The 22,282-nt window shown below is 63.9% G+C and carries 20 protein-coding genes and 1 tRNA gene; 16 read left to right on the top strand and 5 right to left on the bottom strand.

What is annotated here, in order from left to right; genetic code table 11:
- The first annotated feature begins 2 nt into the window (after positions 1 to 2).
- Genes mreC through ACP153_RS20575 form a run of 5 tightly spaced genes read left to right on the top strand, consistent with a single transcriptional unit; the run spans position 3 to position 5,456 of the window.
- Positions 3 to 902, top strand: coding sequence for a rod shape-determining protein MreC (gene mreC / locus ACP153_RS20595; RefSeq protein WP_424965372.1), 900 nt, complete (start codon positions 3 to 5; stop codon positions 900 to 902).
- Positions 895 to 1,434: a rod shape-determining protein MreD gene (locus tag ACP153_RS20590; protein ID WP_424972895.1), complete on the top strand. Its 540-nt coding sequence runs from the start codon at positions 895 to 897 to the stop codon at positions 1,432 to 1,434. Before mreC ends, ACP153_RS20590 begins: the two co-directional genes overlap by 8 nt.
- Positions 1,431 to 3,374, top strand: a complete 1,944-nt coding sequence (mrdA, locus tag ACP153_RS20585; RefSeq protein WP_424972894.1) for a penicillin-binding protein 2 — start codon at positions 1,431 to 1,433, stop codon at positions 3,372 to 3,374. Before ACP153_RS20590 ends, mrdA begins: the two co-directional genes overlap by 4 nt.
- The gene (rodA, locus tag ACP153_RS20580; protein ID WP_424972893.1) at positions 3,371 to 4,510 is read left to right on the top strand and encodes a rod shape-determining protein RodA; all 1,140 of its coding nucleotides are present in this window, start codon (positions 3,371 to 3,373) and stop codon (positions 4,508 to 4,510) included. The genes mrdA and rodA overlap by 4 nt, the downstream gene beginning before the upstream one ends.
- A gap of 7 nt (positions 4,511 to 4,517) precedes the next feature.
- Complete coding sequence (locus ACP153_RS20575) at positions 4,518 to 5,456, top strand: 2-hydroxyacid dehydrogenase (RefSeq protein WP_424972892.1); 939 nt, start codon at positions 4,518 to 4,520, stop codon at positions 5,454 to 5,456.
- A gap of 4 nt (positions 5,457 to 5,460) precedes the next feature.
- Here the strand turns inward: ACP153_RS20575 and ACP153_RS20570 are convergent, their stop codons facing one another.
- Positions 5,461 to 6,246, bottom strand: coding sequence for an SseB family protein (locus ACP153_RS20570; protein WP_424972891.1), 786 nt, complete (start codon positions 6,244 to 6,246; stop codon positions 5,461 to 5,463).
- Positions 6,243 to 6,839, bottom strand: coding sequence for a uracil-DNA glycosylase family protein (locus tag ACP153_RS20565; RefSeq protein WP_424972890.1), 597 nt, complete (start codon positions 6,837 to 6,839; stop codon positions 6,243 to 6,245). The genes ACP153_RS20570 and ACP153_RS20565 overlap by 4 nt, the downstream gene beginning before the upstream one ends.
- Positions 6,840 to 6,912: 73 nt before the next feature.
- Here ACP153_RS20565 and ACP153_RS20560 point away from each other — a divergent pair, with 73 nt between their 5' ends.
- The 6 genes from ACP153_RS20560 (at position 6,913) to ACP153_RS20535 (ending at position 12,027) form a co-directional block, all read left to right on the top strand.
- Positions 6,913 to 7,275 carry an ArsR/SmtB family transcription factor gene (locus tag ACP153_RS20560; RefSeq protein WP_424972889.1) on the top strand — a complete coding sequence of 121 codons (363 nt, stop codon included), beginning with the start codon at positions 6,913 to 6,915 and terminating at the stop codon, positions 7,273 to 7,275.
- Complete coding sequence (locus ACP153_RS20555; protein WP_424972888.1) at positions 7,247 to 8,299, top strand: permease; 1,053 nt, start codon at positions 7,247 to 7,249, stop codon at positions 8,297 to 8,299. Before ACP153_RS20560 ends, ACP153_RS20555 begins: the two co-directional genes overlap by 29 nt.
- Before the next feature lie 287 nt (positions 8,300 to 8,586).
- The gene (locus tag ACP153_RS20550; RefSeq protein WP_424972887.1) at positions 8,587 to 9,246 is read left to right on the top strand and encodes an ABC transporter ATP-binding protein; all 660 of its coding nucleotides are present in this window, start codon (positions 8,587 to 8,589) and stop codon (positions 9,244 to 9,246) included.
- The gene (locus ACP153_RS20545) at positions 9,224 to 10,969 is read left to right on the top strand and encodes a capsule biosynthesis protein (RefSeq protein ID WP_424972886.1); all 1,746 of its coding nucleotides are present in this window, start codon (positions 9,224 to 9,226) and stop codon (positions 10,967 to 10,969) included. The genes ACP153_RS20550 and ACP153_RS20545 overlap by 23 nt, the downstream gene beginning before the upstream one ends.
- 16 nt (positions 10,970 to 10,985) lie before the next feature.
- Positions 10,986 to 11,819, top strand: coding sequence for a 3-deoxy-8-phosphooctulonate synthase (kdsA, locus tag ACP153_RS20540; protein WP_424972885.1), 834 nt, complete (start codon positions 10,986 to 10,988; stop codon positions 11,817 to 11,819).
- A gap of 133 nt (positions 11,820 to 11,952) precedes the next feature.
- A tRNA-Gln gene (locus tag ACP153_RS20535) sits at positions 11,953 to 12,027 on the top strand.
- 69 nt (positions 12,028 to 12,096) lie between these two features.
- Here ACP153_RS20535 and ACP153_RS20530 read toward each other — a convergent pair.
- A complete protein-coding gene (locus tag ACP153_RS20530) occupies positions 12,097 to 12,918 on the bottom strand; it encodes a DUF2189 domain-containing protein (RefSeq protein ID WP_424972884.1) in 822 nt (273 codons plus the stop codon).
- A 174-nt stretch (positions 12,919 to 13,092) separates the two neighbouring features.
- Entirely contained in the window at positions 13,093 to 14,046 is a 954-nt protein-coding gene (locus tag ACP153_RS20525) for a GlxA family transcriptional regulator (RefSeq protein ID WP_424972883.1), read from the bottom strand.
- A 122-nt stretch (positions 14,047 to 14,168) separates the two neighbouring features.
- On the opposite strand from ACP153_RS20525, the gene ACP153_RS20520 reads away from it, so the two are divergent.
- From ACP153_RS20520 to ACP153_RS20500, 5 genes are all read left to right on the top strand, one after another.
- On the top strand, positions 14,169 to 14,879 hold the full coding sequence (locus ACP153_RS20520; RefSeq protein WP_424972882.1) for a GntR family transcriptional regulator: 711 nt from the start codon (positions 14,169 to 14,171) through the stop codon (positions 14,877 to 14,879).
- Between the two features lie 8 nt (positions 14,880 to 14,887).
- Positions 14,888 to 15,811, top strand: a complete 924-nt coding sequence (locus ACP153_RS20515) for a dihydrodipicolinate synthase family protein (protein WP_424972881.1) — start codon at positions 14,888 to 14,890, stop codon at positions 15,809 to 15,811.
- On the top strand, positions 15,808 to 17,304 hold the full coding sequence (locus tag ACP153_RS20510) for an aldehyde dehydrogenase (RefSeq protein ID WP_424972880.1): 1,497 nt from the start codon (positions 15,808 to 15,810) through the stop codon (positions 17,302 to 17,304). Before ACP153_RS20515 ends, ACP153_RS20510 begins: the two co-directional genes overlap by 4 nt.
- Positions 17,301 to 18,641 (top strand): NAD(P)/FAD-dependent oxidoreductase, encoded by a 1,341-nt coding sequence (locus tag ACP153_RS20505; RefSeq protein WP_424972879.1) that lies wholly within the window; start codon positions 17,301 to 17,303, stop codon positions 18,639 to 18,641. Before ACP153_RS20510 ends, ACP153_RS20505 begins: the two co-directional genes overlap by 4 nt.
- Positions 18,642 to 18,726: 85 nt before the next feature.
- Complete coding sequence (locus ACP153_RS20500; RefSeq protein WP_424972878.1) at positions 18,727 to 20,598, top strand: BCCT family transporter; 1,872 nt, start codon at positions 18,727 to 18,729, stop codon at positions 20,596 to 20,598.
- A 72-nt stretch (positions 20,599 to 20,670) separates the two neighbouring features.
- On the opposite strand, the gene ACP153_RS20495 is transcribed toward ACP153_RS20500, so the two are convergent.
- Complete coding sequence (locus ACP153_RS20495; protein WP_424972877.1) at positions 20,671 to 22,227, bottom strand: trimethylamine methyltransferase family protein; 1,557 nt, start codon at positions 22,225 to 22,227, stop codon at positions 20,671 to 20,673.
- Between the last annotated feature and the right edge of the window lie 55 nt (positions 22,228 to 22,282).

Genomic DNA, 22,282 nt, shown 5'->3' with positions numbered 1-22,282 from the left:
CCTTGGCACGATACCGCAACGACGACGACAGTTATTTCAAGCCGATCCGCCGTGTGCTGGTCGGCTGTCTCGTTGTGGGGCTGCTCGGTCTCTTCCTGCTCTGGCGTATCGACAGCCCACGGGTCGAACGGATCCGCATGGATATTGTCGAGCGGGTCGTGCCCGGGCTTGACTGGGCCATGGCGCCGATCACCGGGCTGTCGCGCATGGCCGAGGACTTCCAGTCCTATGCCCGCCTCTATGAGCAAAACGAGGAGCTGCGCCGCGAGCTCCAGCAGATGAAAGCCTGGCGCGAGGCCGCTCTGCAGCTGGAGCAGGAGAACGCCCAGCTCAAGGATCTCAACACCGTGCGGATCGAGCCGGAGCTGACCTTCATCACCGGCGTGGTCATGGCCGATAGCGGCTCGCCCTTCCGGCGCTCGGTGATCCTGAATGTGGGCGCCGAGGACGGGGTGCAGGATGGCTGGGCGACCATGGACGGGCTGGGCCTTGTGGGGCGGATCGCCGGGACGGGCGAGTCCGTGGCGCGGGTGCTGCTGCTGACCGACCCGTCGAGCCGTGTGCCCGTGATCCTGCAGCCGTCGGGCCAGCGTGCGATGCTGGTGGGGGACAATTCGGGCACGCCGCTGATCGATTTCATCGAGGCGCCGGAGCAAGTCCGCCCCGGCGACCGGGTCGTAACGTCGGGCGATGGTGGGCTCTTTCCCGCGGATCTTCTGGCCGGGCAGGTGGCGCGCGCTACGGATGGGCGGTTCCGCCTGCGGCTCTCGGCGGATTATGAGCGGCTGAAATTCCTGCGCGTGCTGCGCAGCCAGCCGACCCCGCCCCTGCCCGAGGCCGCCCCGATTGACGGCATCGTCACCCCGCCTCTCGCCGCACTCGAGGCTTTGGCCGATGGATAGCGCGCTCGATCTCCGCCGCTGGAGCCTGCGCGGTATCTTCGCCCTGATCGTGGCCGTGGTGCTGATCACGGCGCTTTTGCCCCTGCGGGTCGAGGCGCCGCGCTTTCCGGGCCCGGATCTCGTGCTCTGCGTGACGCTGGCCTGGGTGCTGCGGCGGCCGGATGTGCTGCCCGTGCTCTTCGTCGTGGCGGCGGTCCTGCTTGAGGATTTCCTGTTCCAACGCCCGCCCGGGCTTTGGGCGCTTCTGGTCCTTGCCGGATCCGAGGTGATCCGGCGCCAGGCCTACCGGGAGGGGGAGATCCCCTTCCTTCTGGAATACGGCATGGTGGCGGGGACGATCACCGCGATGATGGTGGCCGAGCGCGTACTGCTCGCCGTGGCCTTCGTGCCCCAACCGAGCCTTGGTGCGCATCTGTTGCATCTGGCGACGACCCTCGCGATCTATCCGCTTGTCGTCGCAGTCAGTGTCTTTGTCCTTGGGGTGCGCCCGCTCACCACCGATGGCCCGCGGATCCGGGGGATGCGCCAGTGAAACGATCCGAGAAAGACAGCAAGCTCAGCGTCCGCACGATCACGCGGCGCGGGCTGATTATCGGTGGGTTGCAGACCGGAGTGCTCGGCGTGCTGGCCTTGCGGATGCGCGAGCTGCAGGTTGAGCAGGCCGAGCAGTTCCAGTTCCTCGCCGAGGAAAACCGGATCAACATCCGCCTCCTGCCCCCGGCGCGGGGCCTGATCTATGACCGCAACGGCGTGTTGCTGGCCGGGAACGCGCCGAATTACCGGGTGGTGATCGTGCGCGAGGATGCGGGCGATGTGGATGCGGTGCTCAAGACGCTGACCGATATCGTGCCCCTGCCCGAAGAGGATCTTGTCCGTGCCCGCCGCGAAATGAGCCGCCGCTCGCCCTTTGTGCCTGTGACCATCGCGGACCGGCTGACATGGGAGCAGTTCTCCGAAATCGGCGTGAACGCCCCCGCCCTGCCCGGGATCACGACCGAGGTCGGTCTGAGCCGCATCTATCCGCTGGACCAGGATTTCGCCCATTCCATCGGCTATGTGGGCCCGGTCAGCGATTACGATCTTGAGCGGCTGCAGGATGACGACCCCCTGCTGCAGATCCCGCGCTTCCAGATCGGCAAGACCGGTGTCGAGGCTAAGCTCGAGCGCAGCCTGCGCGGCTCCGCCGGCACCCGTCAGATCGAGGTCAACGCCGCGGGCCGCGTGATGCGCGAGTTGCGCCGGGACGCGGGCAATTCCGGTGCGAATGTGCAGCTGACCCTGGATCACGCCCTGCAGAATTTCACCGAGGCGCGCCTCGCGGGCGAGAGTGCTGCGGTCGTGGTGCTCGACATGGCCGATGGGGATATCCGCGCCATCGCTTCGGCGCCGAGCTTTGACCCGAACAAATTCGTGCGCGGGATCTCGGGGCCGGATTATCGCGCGCTGCTGAATGACGAATACCGCCCGCTGGCCGACAAGACCGTTCAGGGCACCTATCCGCCCGGCTCGACCTTCAAGATGATCACGGCGCTCGCCGCGCTCGAAGCCGGGGTGATCGACACCGAGGAACGGGTCTGGTGCGGCGGCTATACAGAGCTCGGGCGGCGGCGCTTCCACTGCTGGAAACGCGGCGGCCATGGCTGGATGAACCTGGTCGACAGCCTGCGCGAGAGCTGTGACGTCTATTACTACGACGTCGCCCAGCGCGTCGGGATCGAGAAGATCGCCGAGATGGCCCGCCGCTTTGGCCTCGGGCAGCGGTTCGATCTGCCCATGTCCGCCGTGGCCGAGGGGCTGATCCCCGACAAGGCATGGAAGAGCGCCAATCGCGGCGAGGACTGGCTGGTGGGCGATACGCTCAACGCCTGTATCGGTCAGGGCTTCGTGCTGACCTCGCCCCTGCAATTGGCGGTGATGACCGCGCGGCTCGCCACGGGGCGCGAGATCATGCCCCGCCTCGTGCGCAAGGTCGACAACGCGCCTGTCCCCGTGCCCGAGGCGCCGTCGCTCGGCATCCGCCGTCGGTATCTCGAGGTGATCCAACGCTCCATGTACGAGGTGAGCAACCTGCGTAAGGGCACGGCCTATGGCAGCCGCGTGACCGAGAAGGCCTACCGCATCGCGGGCAAGACCGGCACCAGCCAGGTCCGCAACATCACCGCCGAGGAACGGGCGCGCGGGGTGTTCCGCAACGCGGATCTGCCCTGGAACCGGCGCGACCATGCGCTGTTCGTGGGCTATGCCCCGTTCGATGCACCGCGCTATGCGGTGTCGGTCGTGGTCGAACATGGCGGCGGCGGCTCCAAGGCCGCGGCCCCGATCGCGCGCGATGTCCTGTTGCAGGCGCTCTATGACGGGCTCCCGCCGCTCAGCGCCTATCCTGCCCATCAGCACAACCTGATCGAGGAGCGTCAGCGCGCGCTGGAGCTGCGCCCACGCCTTGAGCCGACGGAAGGGCGCAGCCGCGCATGAGCTATCTTGAGTCCCAGATCCAGCGCGTCCCCTCGGGTTTTGCCAAGGCGCTGCATCTCAACTGGGGCCTGATTCTGCTGCTGATCGCGGTGGCCTGTTTCGGCTTTCTGATGCTCTATTCCGTGGCGGGCGGCTCCATGACCCCCTGGGTGGAGCCGCAGATGAAGCGCTTTGCCCTCGGCATGACGCTCATGTTCGTGGTGGCCTTTGTCCCGATCTATGTCTGGCGCAACCTCTCGGTGCTGGCCTATCTCGTCTCTCTCGTACTGCTCTTGGCGGTGGAGTTCTTCGGGGTCGTGGGCATGGGCGCCCAGCGCTGGATCGATCTGGGCTTCATGCGGCTGCAGCCTTCGGAGCTGATGAAGATCACCCTGATCATGCTGCTGGCGACCTATTACGATGTGCTCGACGTCAAAAAGACTTCGCGGCCGCTCTGGGTGATCCTGCCGCTGATCGCGATCATGGTGCCCGTGGCGCTGGTGTTGAAGCAGCCCGATCTCGGCACCTCGATCCTGCTGACCGCGGGCGGCGGCGTGGTGATGTTCGCGGCCGGGGTCCATTGGCTCTATTTCGCGGTGGTGATCTGCGCGGGGGTCGGCCTTGTGGCGGCAGTGATCTTCTCGCGCGGGACGGAATGGCAGCTCCTGAAGGACTACCAGTACCGACGCATCGACACCTTCCTGAACCCCGAAAACGACCCGCTCGGCGCGGGCTATCACATCACCCAATCGAAGATCGCCCTGGGCTCCGGCGGGGTCACGGGCAAGGGTTTCATGGAAGGCACTCAGAGCCGTCTGAACTTCCTGCCCGAGAAACACACGGATTTCATCTTCACGACGCTCGCCGAGGAGTTCGGGTTTATCGGCGGCATCTCCCTGCTGGCGCTTTACGGGCTGATCATCGCCTTCTGTCTGGTGTCTGCCCTGCGAACGCGGGACCGGTTCTCGAGCCTGTTGATCATCGGCGTTGCGGCGACCTTCTTTTTCTTCTTTGCCGTGAACATGGCCATGGTGATGGGCCTCGCCCCGGTGGTGGGCGTCCCGCTGCCGCTGGTCAGCTATGGCGGCTCGGCCATGCTCGTGCTGCTCGTCGCCTTCGGCCTCGTCCAGAGCGCCCATATCCACCGACCCAGGTAGACTGCCCATGCCCCCTCGCATTCTCTTCGCGGCCAATGATCAACGCTGGGCCCAATATGAGGCCCCTTTGCGCGCCGCCTTGGCGGAAGCCGAGATCGAGGCGCGGCTCGATTGCGATTTGAGCGACCCGGGCGGTGTGGACTACATCATCTTCGCGCCCAATGGCCCGGTGGAGGATTTCACCCCCTTCACCCGCGCCCGCATGGTGCAGAACCTTTGGGCCGGTGTGGAGGAGGTGGTCGGCAATCCGACACTGACGATCCCGCTGACGCGGATGGTCGATACCGGGCTGACCGAGGGGATGGTTGAGTGGTGCACGGGTCATGTCCTGCGCCACCATCTGGGGATGGATCAGATGCTCGCCGCTCAGGATGGCATCTGGCGGCATTTCGAGTTCATACCGCCGCTCGCCCGGGACCGGCGCGTGACCGTTCTGGGGCTCGGCGCGCTGGGGGCGGCGGTCTGTGCGTCCCTGGTCGGGTTGAACTTCCAGGTGCGGGGCTGGTCGCGCCGTCCGAAATCCCTCCCGGGTGTTGAGAGCTTCCATGGCGATGACCTGCCCAAGGCCTTGGAGGGGGCGGAGATCGTCATTCTCCTCCTCCCTTACACCCCGGCCACGGATGGGATTCTGAGCACCGACGCGCTCACCCAACTTGCCAAAGGCGCGGTTGTCCTGAATCCCGGACGGGGCGGGTTGATCGATGATGACGCGCTGCTGGCCGCGCTGGACACTGGGCAAGTCGGGCATGCCACGCTCGATGTCTTCCGCACCGAGCCTCTGCCTCCGGAGCATCCCTATTGGGCCCATCCGCAGGTGACGGTCACGCCCCATATCGCCTCGGAAACCCGGCCCAGCACCGCGAGCCGCGTGGTGGTCGAGAATATCCGCCGAGCCGAGGCGGGGGAGGCGTTGCTCCATCTCGTGGATCGCTCCGCCGGATACTGATCCGCTATTTCAGGCGCGGTGGGCGTTCAGGATCCATGCCCGGGGCCGCGGGGCCAGTATAGCTTTCGGCATCGGGCAGATCGAAGCGCAAACCGTGGCGCGCCAAGGCGCCCGCCACCGGATCACTGTCCCGCAGGAACCCCACATCGAGCGCGCCCGCTTCGATCCCGGAAAAGACCAACGCCTCGCGCGCAGCGGCTGCCAACGCGGGTTCCGCCCCGGGCACCGTTCCCAGAAAGCCCAGCAGGTGGCCCGTGCGCCCGCCCTCATAGCGGACACCGGCGAGATAGGCGGTCCGGGCGAGCCCGGCACTGGTCGCGAGTTTGGTGTCGAGCGCCGTCAGAACAGCCTCCGGCAGACCCCCGGGGGGCAGGATCTCCTCGGGGGTGGCGGCAACCTCCTCCGGGTCCTCGCCGACCGTCTCGGCCAGCCAGGCCACGGCAGCGGGCGGCAGCAGCGTCGCCGAAGGCGCCACATCGAGATTGACGCCCAGCCCGAGCCCCTGCTCGCTCAGCAATTGCACCACGGTCCGCCCCGAGAGACCCGCATATTCGGCAGCCCCCTCAGCAAAACGGGTGAGCCGATCTTCACGGTCGAACACCAGCACGTAATTGTCGCCCTCCACCGGGAAAAGCTGCGGCGCGACCTGATCCCCGTCCGCCTCTGCCGAGAGCAGCATGAACAGTTCCGCGTCCGCGAGCCGCTCATAGAAGCGGAGCCGCGCCGCGTCATCCTCCGGGGCCGCCTCCATCGCCGCATGGGCATGGTCGAGCGGGCTGAGATCGGTCATGCAAGCACCTCTGCCAGGCGGGTTCTGAGGGCGGGCAGAACCTCCGCCTCGAACCAGGGGTTTTTCTTGAGCCAAGCGGTATTGCGCCAGGAGGGGTGCGGCAAGGGGAAAACCTCGGGCGCAAAGTCGCGCCATTGCGCCACGGTGCGCGTGACCCCGCCCTTGGCTGCGGCCCCCAGATGCCAGCTTTGGGCATAGCCTCCGATCAACAGGGTCAGTCGGACCTTAGGCAGGCTGTCGAGCACTTGCGCGCGCCAGGTCTTGGCGCAAATCTTGGGCGGTGGCAGGTCCGAAGATTTGGCGTCATAGCCGGGAAAACAGAAGGCCATGGGCACGATCGCAACTTTGCTGAGATCATAGAACTCAGTTTCCGACACGCCCATCCAGTCACGCAGGCGGTCGCCGGATGGGTCCGTGAAAGGTTTGCCCGACAGATGCACGCGCAAGCCCGGCGCTTGCCCGGCAACCAGAATGCGCGCGTCCGGATGGAACCAGATCACAGGTCGGGGGTTATGCCCCGAGGCGGTTGCCGCAAAACGCTCGGCACAGAGGGTACAGCGGCGCAACTCCTCCGTCACTTGGGACTCGGTCATGCCACAAGATGGGGCAGGATGGGCTTTGGGCCAAGGGGGTTGAATATTTCTACATTTCTAGTATTATAGAATCATGAAAGTATCAGAGGCTTCACCCCGACCCGCCCCCAACCGAGTGGATGCCGCCGCCGCATTTGCTGCCCTCGGCGCGCCCCAGCGGCTCGGCGTGCTGGAAATGCTTGTGAGAGCCGGTCCCGAGGGACTGCCCATCGGTGTGCTGGGGGAACGGGCGGGCGTGACCGGCTCCACCCTGACCCACCACGTCAAGACCCTGATCCAGGCTGGCGTCGTCACCCAAACGCGCGAGGGGCGGATCATGCGCTGCAGGGTAGCCTATGGCCGCGTCGAAGCCCTATCGGATTACCTGCTTGCGCAATGTTGCGCGGATATCTCTACGGACCAGGAACATGACCGAGACCACGACACAGCCTCCTGAGGCACAGAGCCCGACCCCGCGCCGACGTCTGCCTCGCCCGGACCCGGCGCTCAGCCTGATTCTAGTGTCTCTGGTTGCGGTTGCGCTGTTGGATAGAACCGCGCTGCGCCCCGTGGTCGAAAACACGCTGTCGTCCTTTGGCCAGACCCTCGTCTTCATCCTTTTCGCCATTGGCAGCGTCGCCTATCTGCGGGCCGCCGGGGCCACGAGCATGCTGGCCAAGGCCTTTCAGGGCAACGAAACCCGGATGATCCTGATGGCGGCGGCCTTTGGCGGCCTCTCCCCCTTCTGTTCCTGCGAGGTCATTCCCTTTGTCGCCGCCCTGCTCGCGGTCGGCGCGCCGCTCAGCGCGGTGATGGCCTTCTGGCTTGCCTCGCCGCTCATGGATCCGGCCATGTTCTTCATCACATCCGGCGCGCTCGGCTTCGAATTCGCGTTGGCCAAGACCGTGGCGGCGGTTGCTTTGGGCATGATGGGCGGCTTCTCGGTCAAGGCCCTGGCGGGCACTGCCCTCTACGCGGACCCGTTGAAAGCTGCGCCCACGCGCAGCTGCTGCAGCCGCAGCGGCCCGGCAGCCCTTCAGGGTCGTCCCGTCTGGGCCTTCTGGCGTGATGCCCCGCGCCGCCAGGAGTTTCGCGAGGTTGCTGTCGAGAACACGCTGTTCCTCGGGAAATGGCTGCTGCTGGCCTATGTGCTGGAATCGCTGATGCTGCGCTATGTACCGCCGGAGCTGATCGCGACCCTGCTCGGCGGCGAGGGCTTTGGCCCGATCCTGATCGCCAGCATCGTCGGCGCGCCCGCCTACCTGAACGGCTACGCAGCGGTGCCGCTGGTCTCCGGCCTTCTGGAGCAAGGCATGGCGCCGGGGGCAGCGATGTCCTTTGTGATCGCAGGCGGCGTCAGCTGCGTGCCCGCCGCTGTCGCGGTCTGGGCGCTGGTCAAACCGCGGGTCTTCGCCTCTTACCTAATCTTTGCCGTGACCGGGGCCATCCTTGCCGGCTCGATCTGGAACATGATCGCCTGAGGGTCTGCGCCAGCCGCGCACCGCGAACCGCGAACCGCGAATTGGAAACAAAAGCGTCTGTGGCCAGGGGACAAAACCCCGCTCAAGGTCCTGCAATACCGCCCTCCACGGGGCGGTGTTTTTGCGACCGAGCCACGCAATGCAGTCACCGCAACACCCCGGATCCCTGCCGAATTTCCTCCTCTGCGCAATATAGATGGCATTGAAGGTAAATTTCTGGAACATCTGGAACATTCATTAAACTGTTGCCGATATCGATACGACAAACCCAAAGTCGGAGCCCCCTCGTGATCGAATTCGATCAGGTCAGTAAGTCCTTCTGGACCGGAAAAAGCCGCAAGGTCATCCTCGACCAGGCGTCGTTCCGGGTGGATCTCGGCCGTTCCATGGGCATTCTCGCCCAGAACGGTACCGGGAAAACGACCCTGATCAATATGATGGCGGGGCTCGAACAGCCCGATGAGGGCACCGTTGTCCGCAATGGGCGGATCTCCTTTCCCCTTGGCTTCATGGGCGGTGTCACTGGCAAGCATTCGGGACGGGAAAATGCACGCTACATCGCAACGCTCTACCATATGGACGCGGATTATGTTGAGGCGTTCTGCCGCTATCTCTCTGGTATCGAAGAGTATTTCGACATGCCGGTGGGAACCTACAGCGCGGGGATGCGCGCGCGCTTCTGCTTCTCACTGATGCTCGCGCTCGATTTCGATTTCTATCTGATTGACGAGGGGATGCCCGCTTCCACCGATGTGGGGTTCAACAAACGGGCCGCCGTGGTGCTGAAACAACGTCTGGAGAAGGCAACGGTCGTGATCGTCTCCCACCAGGCCAGCACACTCGAAAAATTCTGCCGCTCTGCAGCCGTGCTCCAGAATGGCAAACTCCACATGTTCGATACGCTCGAAGAGGCAAAGAGGCTCTATGACTACGAAGCCCACAGCTAAGAAGTACCGCATCCGCCGCGAGGATGTCGCCGCGTCCCTCGATACGCCCGAGCGTCCTGAGGTCGCGGTCGATCCGGGCGCCGAGGCCCGCGCCGATAGCGAAATGGATGCCGCGATGCGGTCTGCGGACGCGAAGTCTTCGCGACGGGTCGCGCTGAAGCCGAGCATGAAGGATGCCATTCGCGGGACGGAGACGGCTGAGCCTGAGGCGGATACGCCGTCGGAGGATACGCCTGTCAAAACCGCTGAGAGCCCTGAGAAGAAGCCCGCGAAAGGCAAAGCGGCGGGCAAGTCCGGTGGCAAGGGCAAGAAGCTGGATCCGGACAGCGATGCTGCGATCCTGGCCGAAGGTCTGACCGGGCGGCAATTGCGCATCGCCCGGCGCGTGGCGAACCGTCATGGTCTGGAACCTGCAAATGATCTCGAGGCGGTGCGCATGCTGCGCAAGAAGGGGATCGACCCTTTCACGCGAGAAACCATCCTTGATCTGGCGCGGGACCCGAACCGGGTTCAACTGCCCGACACGATCCCGAATACCGAAGTGCCCTCGCCTCAGGTCCATACCGAGGCGGATGTCGCGCGCGAAGTGCGCAAGATCCAGCAGGAGATTGTCAGCCGTCGCCGGAAGCGATTCCTGTTGCTCGCGGCCCGCGTCATGCTCTTCGTGTTCCTGCCAACCTTCCTTGCCGGGTACTACTTCTTCAAGGTGGCGACACCAATGTTCGCCACCCATTCGGAGTTCGTGATCCAGCAGGCTGAGCCCTCCGCCGGTGCCGGTGGATTGGGTGGCATGTTCTCGGGCACCATGCTCGCGACCACGCAAGATGCGGTTGCCGTTCAAAGCTACCTGACCTCGCGCGAGGCCATGCTGCGCCTGGACGAAGATTTGGGTTTCCGCACCCATTTCGCCTCTGAGAGCATTGATCCCCTGCAGCGATTGGAGCCCAACGCCAGTTATGAAGACGCCTTCGCGATCTACAAGAAACGCGTGAAGATCAGCTTCGATCCGACCGAAGGCATTGTTCGCATGGAGGTGATTGCCGCGGATCCGGAAACCAGCAAGGCATTCTCCGAAGCGCTGCTTTCCTACGCGGAAGAGCAGGTCGACCATCTGACCCAACGCCTGCGCGCGGATCAGATGCAGGGCGCGCGCGAAAGCTATGAAGACGCCGAAGCGATGGTGCGCGACGCCCAGACCCGTGTGCTCGACCTGCAGCAGGCCCGAGGTGTGCTGAGCGCGGATCTGGAGGTGACCAGCCTCATGTCCCAAATCTCTGCCCTTGAGGTCGAGATGAATACCGAAAAACTGCGCCTGCAGGAGCTTCTGGAAAACGCGCAGCCGAACCCGAGCCGTGTATCCATTTTGGAAGGTAATGTGCAGCGTCTTGACGCGCTGATCAGGGACCTGCGCAGCCAGATGACCCAGGGCGGCAATGAAGGCGCATCTCTGGCGCGGATCTCTGGCGAACTGGTAATCGCCGAGGCGGATCTGCAGACAAGGCAACTGATGCTCAGCCAGTCGCTTCAGCAGTTGGAAATGGCCCGTATTGAGGCCAACCGGCAAGTACGGTATCTCTCGACCAGCGTGAGCCCGATTGCACCGGACGAAGCCAGCTATCCGCGGTCGCTCGAGAATACTTTCCTCGCCTTCCTCGTCTTCGCTGGTCTCTACCTTCTGGTCTCGCTCACCGCGTCAATCCTTCGGGAACAGGTTTCTGGATAAACAAGGTTGGGCCAACATGAAAACCATCGCAATCGGGTCGTTGACCGTGGGCAACGACGCTCCGCTCACGGTGATCTCCGGCCCCTGCCAGTTGGAAAGCCTTGATCAGGGTCTTGAGATCGGTGGGACCCTGAAGGAAATTTGTGCCAAGGCAGGTGCCCAATACATCTTCAAGGCCTCCTATGACAAAGCGAACCGAACCTCGGCATCGGGACGGCGCGGCATGGGTCTCGAGCAAGGCCTCGACGCGCTCTCGCAGATTCGCGCAACGCTCGATGTGCCGGTCCTGACCGATGTCCACGAAGTGAGCCAATGCGCAGTGGCCGCCGAGGCCGTCGATGTGCTGCAAATCCCTGCTTTCCTGTGCCGCCAAACTGACCTGCTACTCGCGGCGGGCAAGACGGGCGCGGCGATCAACGTGAAAAAAGGGCAATTCCTCGCGCCATGGGACATGGAGAATGTCGTGGCCAAGGTCGAAAGCACCGGCAACGAGAAGATCCTGCTCACCGAGCGTGGCGTGTCCTTTGGCTATAACGCGTTGGTGGCGGATATGCGCAGCCTGCCCCAGATGATGAAAACCGGCTATCCCGTGGTCATGGATGCCACCCATTCCGTGCAACAGCCCGGCGGACTTGGCGGCGCCTCCGGCGGACAGCGCGAATTCGCCCCTGTCATGGCCCGCGCGGCCGTCTCTCTGGGGATCGCAGCGACCTTCATCGAAACCCATCCGACGCCGGACACCGCTCCGTCAGATGGCCCCAATATGATCCCGTTGAGCGAGATGGGTCAGCTGATCGAGACACTCATGGCCTTTGACGCGCTGGCGAAGGCCAATCCGGTCCGTCTCTAGCATTTCGGCCTGCTCCGAAGGACAGATGATGCCGCGAGCCCGCACCGCGACGCGTCGCGTTTGAACCGCACGGAAAAAAACGCAATCGGCTCTTGCACTGGCCGGATAGGAGTCGTATTTCCACGCGCACTGTTGGGGTGTAGCCAAGCGGTAAGGCAGCGGTTTTTGGTACCGTGTACCGTAGGTTCGAATCCTACCACCCCAGCCACCTTCCCTTTCCAGGACCACAGATGAATTTGCGCCCGCGAGCGACCGTGTGTTCTCCGGCGCCCTAGGGCTATGGTTCATCCCATGACACGGCTCTCTGGTAGAGATGCCAGGTCGTATGACCAAGGATCGGCAAGGTGATGATCAAGGCGAGAAAAGCTGGGATCAGCGAAACCAGCATCGTGACCAAAATCAACACCGCCCAGATGAGCATCACGCGAGGGTTTTCGGTGACCGAACGGATGGAGGTGAGCATGGCGGTCACGAAATCGATCTCGCGGTCCAACAGCATCGGCATCGCGACCACTGTCACCGAGAACAGAACCACCGACAGGAAGGCACCAATACAGGTGCCGATCGCCAGAAAGGTCCAGCCTTCGGGCGTGAAGAACACGGTGGCGAAAAACCCGTCGAGATCCGAGAAAGACGCATCCTGAAGCACGATCACCAGCACGGTCCGGAACTGGTACATCCAGACCCAGAAGATGAACAGGGTGACAAAGGCCATCCAGCCCATCTCTCGTTTGCGCTGCTGCGCCATGACCATGAGGATATCCGCCCAACCGAAATCCTTCTGCCTTTGCCGTCGGCGTGACATGTCATAGAGCCCGGCGCAGGCGAATGGCGCCACAAGCGGAAACCCGATCACTGCCGGAATGATCATCCAGGTTTTGCCCAACCAGACCAGACACCAGACGAACAGGATGCCGAACACTGCGTAGAAGAGCCCGAAAAAACCGCTCATCACCGGGCGCGCCAGAAAATCGGCGACCCCGTCCTTGAGGGAAAGTCGGATATCTTCAACCGTCACTGTGTTGACGACGGGACGCGCCCGGGGTGCCGAAGACCCGTTCTCGGATGATATCGTCGTGTCTGCTGTCTTGGATGCCATGAAACGCCTCCCACAGATTGACATCTTGCGATTGGGCCATCCGCGGATGCGCGCCAGCCCTGCCTCCTCTGCTTTGAGCCTGCAAAACTTGGAGCGCTCGGGCAAGGATTGAGTGGGTCAGCCCTTGCGCCCCATCCGGTTAAATCCAAAGCAGAATGGGCTGATTCTTACCCGTCAGGACAGCGTGCCCCGCTGCATCATGGGGGTGACGCCGAAGGCGATGCGATAGGTGCGCGAGAAATGGCCCGTGCTTTCATATCCGCAGACGAAGGCGATCTCGGTGATCGACATTTCGGTCTGCACCAGCAGCTTGCGGGCGCGCTCGAGGCGCAGCTCCATGTAGTACTTCTTGGGGGAGGTATTGAGGTACTTCCCGAACAGCCGCTCGAGCTGCCGCGCGGAAATCCCGATCTCTTCGGCGATCAGGGCCGGTGACACGGGCTCGGAAATACTCTCCTGCATGATCTTGATGGCCGATGCCAGATGGGTGTTGCGCATGGCGTGACGCGATTGAAGCGAGGCCTTCTGGCTCGCCGTCGCCTCGCGCACTGCGTTATAGACCAGCTGATCAGCCACCTCCGCCGACAGGTCCGCACCATGCTGCTCCGCGATCAGATGCAGGAGCAGATCAGCCGTCGCCGTCCCCCCGGACGCTGTCATATGGCGATCATCCGGCACAAAGACATTCCGCACCAGATGCACCTCAGGGAACTCTTCCATGAAACTGTCGTGATACTCCCAATGGAGCGCGGCCTCCCGCCCGTTCAGGAACCCGGTTTCGGCAAGGATCCAGGCCCCGGAACAGAGCCCGCCGATCTGGGTACGACTGTGCCGATCCACCCGGCGGAGCGAGGCGCGCAACACCTGGGTGTCGCTGCTCTGCACATTCAGACCGGAGAGCACGAAAAGATGCTCGCAAGGCGGCAGAGCGTCAAAGCGATGGTGCGTTTGCAACACGGTGCCATCGGAACTGCGCGCGGTTTCACCGTCCAGCGAGGCATAGGACCAGGAATAGAGCGGCTTGCCCGAGACCAGGTTGGCAATGCGCAGCGGGTCCACCGCACAGGCAAAGGCCACATGGGTGAAATCCTCAACGAGCGCGAAAACAAAGCGTGTTTCATCTGACATGGGATCCTCGCTCGCTCATCTGAGCATATAATACAAACTGTAGACAATAGATATTTTATCGGTGAATGTGCCCCAACACGAGTCGACAGCGACTCGGAGGGCGCAACAGAAGGGTCAGGCATTTGGGTGAGCAAACGATCAGCGCGAAGGCGGTCTGCCTTGAGGATATCCGGCGGCAGGTCCTGACCCAGGGGTTTGAGCCGGGCTCTTATCTGGACGAATCCGAGCTGGCCAAGGCCTATGGGATTTCCCGCCCGCCCCTGCGCGAGACGCTCAACAAGCTCGCGGGCGAAGGGTATCTGGTGCTCCACAAGAACCGCGGGGCCCAGGTCGCGCCCATGACCCACAAGACGCTGCGGAACTTTTTCATGGCGGCCCCCATGGTCTATGCGGCCGTCTCACAACTCGCTGCCGAGAACGCCACGCCGGCGCAGATCCTGCTGTTGAAGGAGACCCAGCGCCAGTTCCGCAAAGCGATCCAGAGCGGTGATGTGGCCGAGCGGGCCCTGATGAACCAGCAGTTTCACGCGGTGATCGGTGACATGGCGGATAACGAGTTCCTGACCCCCAGCCTGCGGCGTCTGCTGATCGATCACACGCGGATCGGCATGTCCTTCTACAATCCGCGCAACCACGCCATGGCCGAAGAGCGCAACACCGCCGCCGATCAGCATGACATGTTCATCGAGCTGATCGAGCGCGGGGACGCATCCGGGGCCGCCCAGCTTGCCATCGACCATTGGGAGCTGTCGCGCTCGGCCATCGAGAGCTTTGTCACCCCGTCGAGCATGGCCATGCCCCTGGGCCGCCCGCCGGGCGTCGACCCGGTGTGAGACCTGCCATGCAGTTCGATGGCATTTACACGCCTCTGATCACGCCCCACGGGGCGGATGGGCAGATCCAGCATGACGCGCTGGCCGCGCAAATCGAGACCCTGATCGATGCGGGCGTTCATGGGCTGATCAATGGCGGCTCTACCGGGGAGTACTATGCCCAGAGCATGGAGGAGCGGCTCGAACTGGCCGCCTTCGTCAAGGATGTCATCGGCGACCGCGTGCCGCTGATCATCGGGACGGTTGCGATCCGTCTACCCGATTCCATCACCATGGCCGAACATGCCGCCCGGATCGGCGCGGCAGCGCTGCTCGTGGGCACCCCGCCCTACGCTGTCCCCACGGAACGGGAGAACGCGCTCAACACGCTGGCCATCGACCGGGCGGCGGATCTGCCGATCATGCTCTACAATTATCCCGGTCGGATGGGCGTCGAGATGGGCGAGGAGTTTCTCGACCGGGTCGGACGCAGCCGCAATATCTGCGCGATCAAGGAAAGCTCCGGCGATATCAACCGGGTCCACCTGCTGGCCCGGGACTACCCCCATATCCAGATGTCCTGCGGGATGGATGACCAGGCGCTGGAATTCTTCGCCTGGGGCGCGCGCAGCTGGGTCTGCGCCGGATCAAACTTCCTGCCGCGCGAGCATATCGCCCTCTGGCGGGCCTGCACCCGCGAGGGGGATTTCGACAAGGGGCGACGGATCATGTCGGCAATGATGCCGCTGATGCGGGTGCTCGAACAGGGCGGCAAGTTCATCCAATGCGTCAAGCATGGCTGCGAGATGATGGGCAATCATGCGGGCCCGCCGCGCCCTCCCCTGCGCCCCCTGACCAAGGATGACAAGCGCGAGCTGGAACAGGTGGTTCGTGTCTTGAAACGGACCGTCGCCGAGATTGAGGCGACATCGCAGGTGAGGGCCGCGGAATGACCGGGTTACTGACAACCGAAGAGTACAAGGCGATCGCTGCGGAGCTTTCCCTGCCGAACCAGGCGTTTATCGATGGCCGTTTCCGCCCTGCGGCCTCCGGCGCGACCTTTCCGAGCGTCAACCCCGCAACCGGCGACACCCTGGCCGAGATTGCGGCCTGCGGCGCGGCGGATGTGGATGTCGCGGTGGCAAAGGCGCGGGATGCTTTTGCCGAGGGCCGCTGGTCGCGGCAAAGCCCGGCGGCGCGCAAGGCCGTGTTGATTCGACTGGCCAAACTGATGACCCGGAACGCCCGGGAACTCGCCGTGATGGAGAGCCTCGATAGCGGCAAGACGATCTTCGATTGCGAGACCGTGGATGTGCCCGAGGCGATTTCCTGCCTGATCTGGCATGCGGAGCTGATCGACAAGATCTATGATCAGGTCGCACCCGCCTCGGAGGATCATATCGCCCTTGTCCTGCGTGAGCCGGTGGGCGTGGTGGGGCTGGTGCTGCCTTGGAACTTCCCGCTCCTGATGCTGGCCTGGAAGATCGGTCCGGCCCTCGCGGCGGGCTGTTCGGTCGTGGTCAAACCCGCCGAAGAGACTTCGCTCACCGCCCTGCGTCTCGCGGAGCTCGCGATGGAGGCTGGCCTGCCCCGCGGGGTTCTGAACGTGGTCACGGGCACCGGCCCCGAGGTGGGCGAACCCCTCGGCCGGCATATGGATGTGGACGCATTGAGCTTCACGGGCTCGACCGAGACGGGGCGCCGTTTCCTGCGCTACGCGGCGGAGTCGAACCTCAAGGAGGTGACGCTGGAGCTCGGAGGCAAGAACCCGGCCGTGGTGCTGGACGATGCGGAAGAGCTCGACCGCGTGGCCGCCCATGTAGTCAACGGGGCCTTCTGGAACATGGGGGAGAATTGCTCTGCCACCTCGCGCTTGATCGTGCAGGCCGGGGTGCGCGACGCGCTTCTGGCTCGGATCATGGCGCATCTGCGCGACTGGCCCATGGGCGACCCGCTGAACCCCGAGACCCGTATCGGCGCGCTGGTTTCGCCCGAGCACTACTCCAAGGTCTGCTCCTATCTGGGTACGGACGCGCAGATCCTGTCCGGGGGCAAGGCCGAGGATGGCTTTGTGGAGCCGACCCTTCTGGCTGTTGCGCCGGAGGCAAAGCAGGCCCGGGAGGAGATCTTTGGCCCCGTCCTGTCGGTGATCACGGTCGAGACCGCGGATCAGGCGCTCGCGCTGGCCAATGACACCGAATACGGGCTCGCCGCATCGCTCTTCACCAGCAATATCAAACGCGCCCTGCGCGGCGCCCGGGCGATCCAGGCCGGGACGGTCACGGTGAACTGCTATGGCGAGGGGGATATCTCCACCCCGTTTGGCGGCTTCAAATCCTCGGGCTTTGGCGGGCGGGATAACGGCATCCATGCCCATGACCAATACACCCGGATCAAGACGATCTGGGTCGACCTCTCCGACACGACGGAGGAGGTCGTGGGATGACGGCGCTGCGGGTCACATGCCGTCCCAAGACGCAGGGACCCGCAGCCTGGAACGTGCTGCTCGGGCCGAGCCCGGATTATGCCCCGCTGGAAGGCAAGAGCACGGCGGATGTGGTGATCATCGGGGCCGGGTTTGCCGGGCTTTCGGCCGCACGGCGCCTGCGGCAGCTGGAACCCGAGGCAAAGATCACCCTGCTCGAGGCGGGCGGGATCGCCGAAGGGGCCGCCGGGCGCAATTCCGGCTTTATGATCGACCTCCCCCATAACCTCGCTTCCGAGGATTATGCGGGTGATGGCGATGACCGGGCGCTGATCGCGCTCAACCGCCATGCGATCGAGTTCGCCGCCGAGGCGGTGCGCGAGTATCAGATCAATTGCGCCTATTTCGATCGCGCCGGGAAGGTGAACGGCGCCGCCAGCGACGCGGCCCATGCGTTCAACGAGACTTATGCGGCACATCTCGCCACGCTCGGGGAGACGTCCGAACGGCTCGATGCCACGCAGATGGCCGAGCTGACGGGCTCCTCCTATTATCAAGCCGGGCTCTATACCCCGGGCACGGTCATGCTCCAGCCAGCGGGTTACATCCGCGGGCTGGCGGCAGGGGTCTCCCGGCAGGGGGTGCGCCTCCATGAGCAAAGCCCGGTGATCTCGGCCACACGGCAGGGCCCGGACTGGATTGTGCGCACACCGAAAGGCTCGGTCAGCGCGGCCCGCGTGATCCTGACGGTCAATGGCCATCTGGAAAGCTTCGGCTTTGAGGCCGGTCGGCTGATGCAGATCTTTCTCTTCGCCACCATGACACCAGAGCTCGACGCCGACGCCCTGCGCGCGCTCGGCGGTCAGAGCCGTTGGGGCGTCACCCCCTCGGACCCCATGGGCACGACCGTGCGCAGGATCGACACCGCCCAGGGTGGCAACCGGATCGTGACCCGGACCTGCGCCGTCTTGCGCCCGGACCGGGAGACCAAACCCGGCGATCTGAACCGCGCCCGGCGGGTCATGCAGCAGAAATTCGACGCCCGCTTCCCGGCGCTTGCGGGCATGCGGATGGAACACAGCTGGGCCGGGCATCTCTGCCTGACCCGGAACGGGGTCGCGGTGATGCGCGAGTTGGAGCCGGGCCTTTTTTCCGGCTGCGCCCAGAACGGGCTCGGTACGACCCGCGGCACCCTGACCGGCATCGGCGCCGCCGAACTCGCCGCGGGTACTGAGACCGCAATCACCCGGCATTTCACCACAGAGGCCCGTCCAAAAGCCCTGCCCCCACAGCCCCTGCAGGAGATCGGCGCGAATGCGGTCCTGCGCTGGAAGGAGTGGCGCGCGCGGCGTGAGTGATCGGGGTGAATGATTGACGTGAATGACTGGCCCGCGTGGCTGGCTGGAACGAAAGAAAAAGCAAAACAGAGAGGGACCAAGTGATATGTCAGTAAAACCGCCGTTCACGGAAGTGGACATCAACACACAGCCACAGGGCTTCTATGAGGGCCACAGTCTGGCCATCGCCGTCGGCAGCAAGTCCATCATGGTGGCGCTCGTCCTCTGGGCACTGCTCTTTCCGCTCAGCGCCAATACCACGCTCTCCAGCGTGAACTGGACGCTTCTGGAGGGATTCAACACGTTCTACATCATCGTTGTGGGTCTCTTTTTCTTCTTTCTGGCCGGTATCGCGCTGATCCCCAGCGTCGGGCGGCGCAAGCTGGGCAAACCGGGGGAGGCGCCGGAATTCAGCACCTTCTCGTGGTTTTCGATGATGTTCGGCGCGGGTCTGGGCGTGGGGCTCATGGTCTATGCCACGGCGGAGCCCATGGGGCTCTGGACATCGAACCCGGTCGTGGTGGCCGGGGAGGTCGCCGGGGGGACCGAGGACGCGGTTGAGAGCGCGTTCCGCTACACCTTCCTGCATTACGGTTTCCATGCCTGGGCGATCTATGTGGTGACCGGTCTGTCGCTGGCCTATTACGCCTATACCCGTGACATGCCCCTGACGATCCGCTCGGCCCTGACGCCGATCCTGGGGCGCTTTGCGAACGGGTTTGTCGGGCATCTGGTGGATGTGCTGGGCGTTGTGGCGACGATCCTGGGGGTCTCGGTGACCATCGGGTTTGGCGTGTCGCAGTTCGTCGACGGCATGTTCACGGTCACAAAGATGGACTGGCTGATGTCCGAGGTGGATGGTGCCATGGTGCCGAGCCTTGCAGGTCTGCTGGTGGCACTGGTGGTGATCATGGGGCTGTCGATCCTGTCGGCGGTATCAGGCGTGGGACGGGGTGTGAAATACCTGTCGAACCTCAACATGGTCCTGTCGCTCTGCCTGCTGGGGACCTTCGTGATCTTCGGCTCCTTCCTCTTTGCGATGTCGACCTATGTGACGGCCTTCATCGATTATGTGATCAACTTCCTGGCCCTCTCTTTCGAGGCCTATAGCCCGCTCGGCGAGGACAGCTTCGCGGCCAACCTGCCGGCCGATGCCGCCCCTCTGGCGGCGGATCTCTATGGTGGGGCAACCAATGCCTGGGGCAGTCTCGCCGGGTTTCAGGAAGGCTTGACCGGAGCCGCGGCCGAGCTGCCGCCGGAAACTGTTGCCGCCGCCTATGAGGCTGGTACGCAAGGCCGTCTCTTCAACTGGCAGGCAGGGTGGACGACCTTCTACTGGGCCTGGTGGATCTCCTTCTCGCCCTTCGTGGGGCTCTTCCTTGCGCGCATCTCGCGGGGTCGCTCCGTGCGGGAATTCATCCTCGGCTGCGTCTTTGCCCCGGCTTTCGTTTGTTTCGCCTGGATGACCATCCTCGGCGGCACAGCCGTGGATATCGAGGTCGCGGGCCTCGCGGACCCGTCCATCGTGGACGCCTCCACCACCGCCAAGCTTTTTGCCGCGCTGGAGAACATCCTGTCGGGCGGCTTCTTCAATGCGATGGTGGTGATGTGCGTCGTGCTGATCCTGACCTTCCTCGTGACTTCGGCAGACTCAGGCATCCTCGTGATGAACACGATCATGTCCGGCGGCGAGCAGCAGACCGGGATCCTGCATCGCATCATCTGGGGCGTGATCCTGACCTCGGTGATCGGCGCGCTGATCATCGCGGGCAAGGTGGGGGCCTCCGCCGATCCGCTCGATTCCCTGCGCAGTGCCATGATCATCGGCGCCCTGCCCTTCACCATGGTCATGGTGCTGATGTGCCTGTCCCTCGGCAAGGCGGTCTATCGCGATGGGCTCCGGATCAAGGAAGGCTCGATCCAGCTGACTGACAATCATGAGATGGATCACAAGGCCGCTTCCAGCGCGGCGGAATGAACCTCTGACCAATCCACGAGAAAGGGGCCCAAGGGCCCCTTTTTCATGTCCAGAGACGCGCGGGTGCGCGCCTCAGTGATCCTGATTGAGTGCATCCGCTGCCGGGATCTCACGCTCGCGACGGGCGACGAACTCCAGAAGCTCCTCGTTCTTGGCCACGTCCAGAACCGGCTCTTGGTAGTCCGCCAGAAGACCACGCGCGACCGCAAGGGCCCGTTCGGTGATCTCCACCGAGCCCTCGGCAGCCCATTGCTCAATCGCGTTATTGTCGAAAAGCTCCGGCATGAAGAACGCCGTCTGGAAGTTCTCCTGCGTATGGGCATGGCCGAGATAATGCCCGCCCGGCCCCACATCGCGGATCGCTGCGGTGGCGGCATCGAAATCATCCCATGTCACGCCCTGGGCCATCTTGTAGGCCATGGCGCATTGCTCGGCATCCACGACGAACTTGGCCATGGAGCAGTGCATCCCCGCCTCGTTCCAGCCCGCGGAATGCCAGATGTAGTTGGCCCCCGCATGCATCACCGCCGACAGGGTCGTCGCAGACTCGTAGCCCGCCTGCGCGTCAAAGGTCTTGGCCCCGCCCAATGTGTTCGAGGTCCGCCAGGGCACGCCGTAATGGCGCGCCATCTGGCCGATCATGAAGTTCATCAGGCTGATCTCGGGCGTGCCCGCCATGGGCGCCCCGGATTTCATCGACACGGTCGACAGGTAGTGCCCATAGATCGCCGGGCAGCCGCGCCGGATCACTTGGGTATAGGCCAGCGCCGAAAGCGCCTCGGCATTGAGCTGCGCCACCGTCGCCGGCACGCTGGCGGGCGTGTTCGCCCCGCCCAGCACGAAAGGCGAGCAGAGCACCGGCTGGTTCCGCCGGCAGAACGCGCGCATGGCCCCGAGCATGGTTTCGTCCCACACAAGTGGCGAATTACCGTTGCAGTTGCCCGTGGTGACCGGGTGCTGCTCCATGAAGCTCTCGCCAAAGAGGATCGCGCACATCTCCATGACATCCTCGGCATTCTTCGGGCTGGTCGTCATGCCCATGAAGGTCTTGTCCGAATGCTTCATCGAGGAATAGGTGATGCGCAGATGCCGGTGGCTGATCGGGTGATCATAGGGCTCGACGATGTGATGCGCCGTCGAGTGCATCGCCGGCAGCATATGGCTCAGCTTGTGGAAATTCGCGAGATCCTCGAGTGTCGGGTTGCGCCGGATATTGTCCAGATCGCGGATATAGGGCGCGCCGGTCATCGGCACGAACATCGCGTGGGGTCCACCGAGCCTCAGGTTGTTCTCCGGATTGCGGGCCGAATAGGTGAAGTCCGCCGGAATGGTCGCAATCAAGTCCCGCACCAGCCCCCGGTCGAGATAGACCATCTCGTCCTCGACCTTCGCCCCGGCCTTGCGCCAATCCTCCAGCGCGATTGGATCGCGGAACTGCACGCCGACCGTCTCGAGAATGTCCATGGAGGCGGCGTCGATCTTCTCGACCCCTTCGCCGTCCATCACCTCGCAGATCGGAATGTTCCGGGTTAGCCCCGGCAGCATCCGGAAGTCCCGCGCCGCCCGCAGGCTGCGCCGCGCCGCCCGCCCGCCCGCGCGGCTCCGGCCTGGTTTCGACTGTATGCTCATGATCCGCGTCCTCTGTTCCACGCGGCTCGAGCCTAGGAAGCGCGCCCGGGGGCGA

It is taken from the genome of Dinoroseobacter sp. S76 (genome assembly GCF_049801095.1).
GTDB lineage: Bacteria > Pseudomonadota > Alphaproteobacteria > Rhodobacterales > Rhodobacteraceae > Dinoroseobacter.
Note: the sequence above shows the minus strand (reverse complement) of the source record. Positions and strands in the feature narration are given on the sequence as shown.

What these genes read in the sequence shown, in the direction of transcription:
- ACP153_RS20590 (WP_424972895.1), top strand. Translation starts at nt 895, where the DNA reads ATGGATAGCGCGCTCGATCTCCGCCGCTGGAGCCTGCGCGGTATCTTC.
- rodA (WP_424972893.1), top strand. Translation starts at nt 3,371, where the DNA reads ATGAGCTATCTTGAGTCCCAGATCCAGCGCGTCCCCTCGGGTTTTGCC.
- ACP153_RS20575 (WP_424972892.1), top strand. Translation starts at nt 4,518, where the DNA reads ATGCCCCCTCGCATTCTCTTCGCGGCCAATGATCAACGCTGGGCCCAA.
- ACP153_RS20570 (WP_424972891.1), bottom strand. Translation starts at nt 6,246, where the DNA reads ATGACCGATCTCAGCCCGCTCGACCATGCCCATGCGGCGATGGAGGCG.
- ACP153_RS20565 (WP_424972890.1), bottom strand. Translation starts at nt 6,839, where the DNA reads ATGACCGAGTCCCAAGTGACGGAGGAGTTGCGCCGCTGTACCCTCTGT.
- ACP153_RS20560 (WP_424972889.1), top strand. Translation starts at nt 6,913, where the DNA reads ATGAAAGTATCAGAGGCTTCACCCCGACCCGCCCCCAACCGAGTGGAT.
- ACP153_RS20555 (WP_424972888.1), top strand. Translation starts at nt 7,247, where the DNA reads ATGACCGAGACCACGACACAGCCTCCTGAGGCACAGAGCCCGACCCCG.
- ACP153_RS20545 (WP_424972886.1), top strand. Translation starts at nt 9,224, where the DNA reads ATGACTACGAAGCCCACAGCTAAGAAGTACCGCATCCGCCGCGAGGAT.
- kdsA (WP_424972885.1), top strand. Translation starts at nt 10,986, where the DNA reads ATGAAAACCATCGCAATCGGGTCGTTGACCGTGGGCAACGACGCTCCG.
- ACP153_RS20530 (WP_424972884.1), bottom strand. Translation starts at nt 12,918, where the DNA reads ATGGCATCCAAGACAGCAGACACGACGATATCATCCGAGAACGGGTCT.
- ACP153_RS20525 (WP_424972883.1), bottom strand. Translation starts at nt 14,046, where the DNA reads ATGTCAGATGAAACACGCTTTGTTTTCGCGCTCGTTGAGGATTTCACC.
- ACP153_RS20515 (WP_424972881.1), top strand. Translation starts at nt 14,888, where the DNA reads ATGCAGTTCGATGGCATTTACACGCCTCTGATCACGCCCCACGGGGCG.
- ACP153_RS20510 (WP_424972880.1), top strand. Translation starts at nt 15,808, where the DNA reads ATGACCGGGTTACTGACAACCGAAGAGTACAAGGCGATCGCTGCGGAG.
- ACP153_RS20505 (WP_424972879.1), top strand. Translation starts at nt 17,301, where the DNA reads ATGACGGCGCTGCGGGTCACATGCCGTCCCAAGACGCAGGGACCCGCA.
- ACP153_RS20500 (WP_424972878.1), top strand. Translation starts at nt 18,727, where the DNA reads ATGTCAGTAAAACCGCCGTTCACGGAAGTGGACATCAACACACAGCCA.
- ACP153_RS20495 (WP_424972877.1), bottom strand. Translation starts at nt 22,227, where the DNA reads ATGAGCATACAGTCGAAACCAGGCCGGAGCCGCGCGGGCGGGCGGGCG.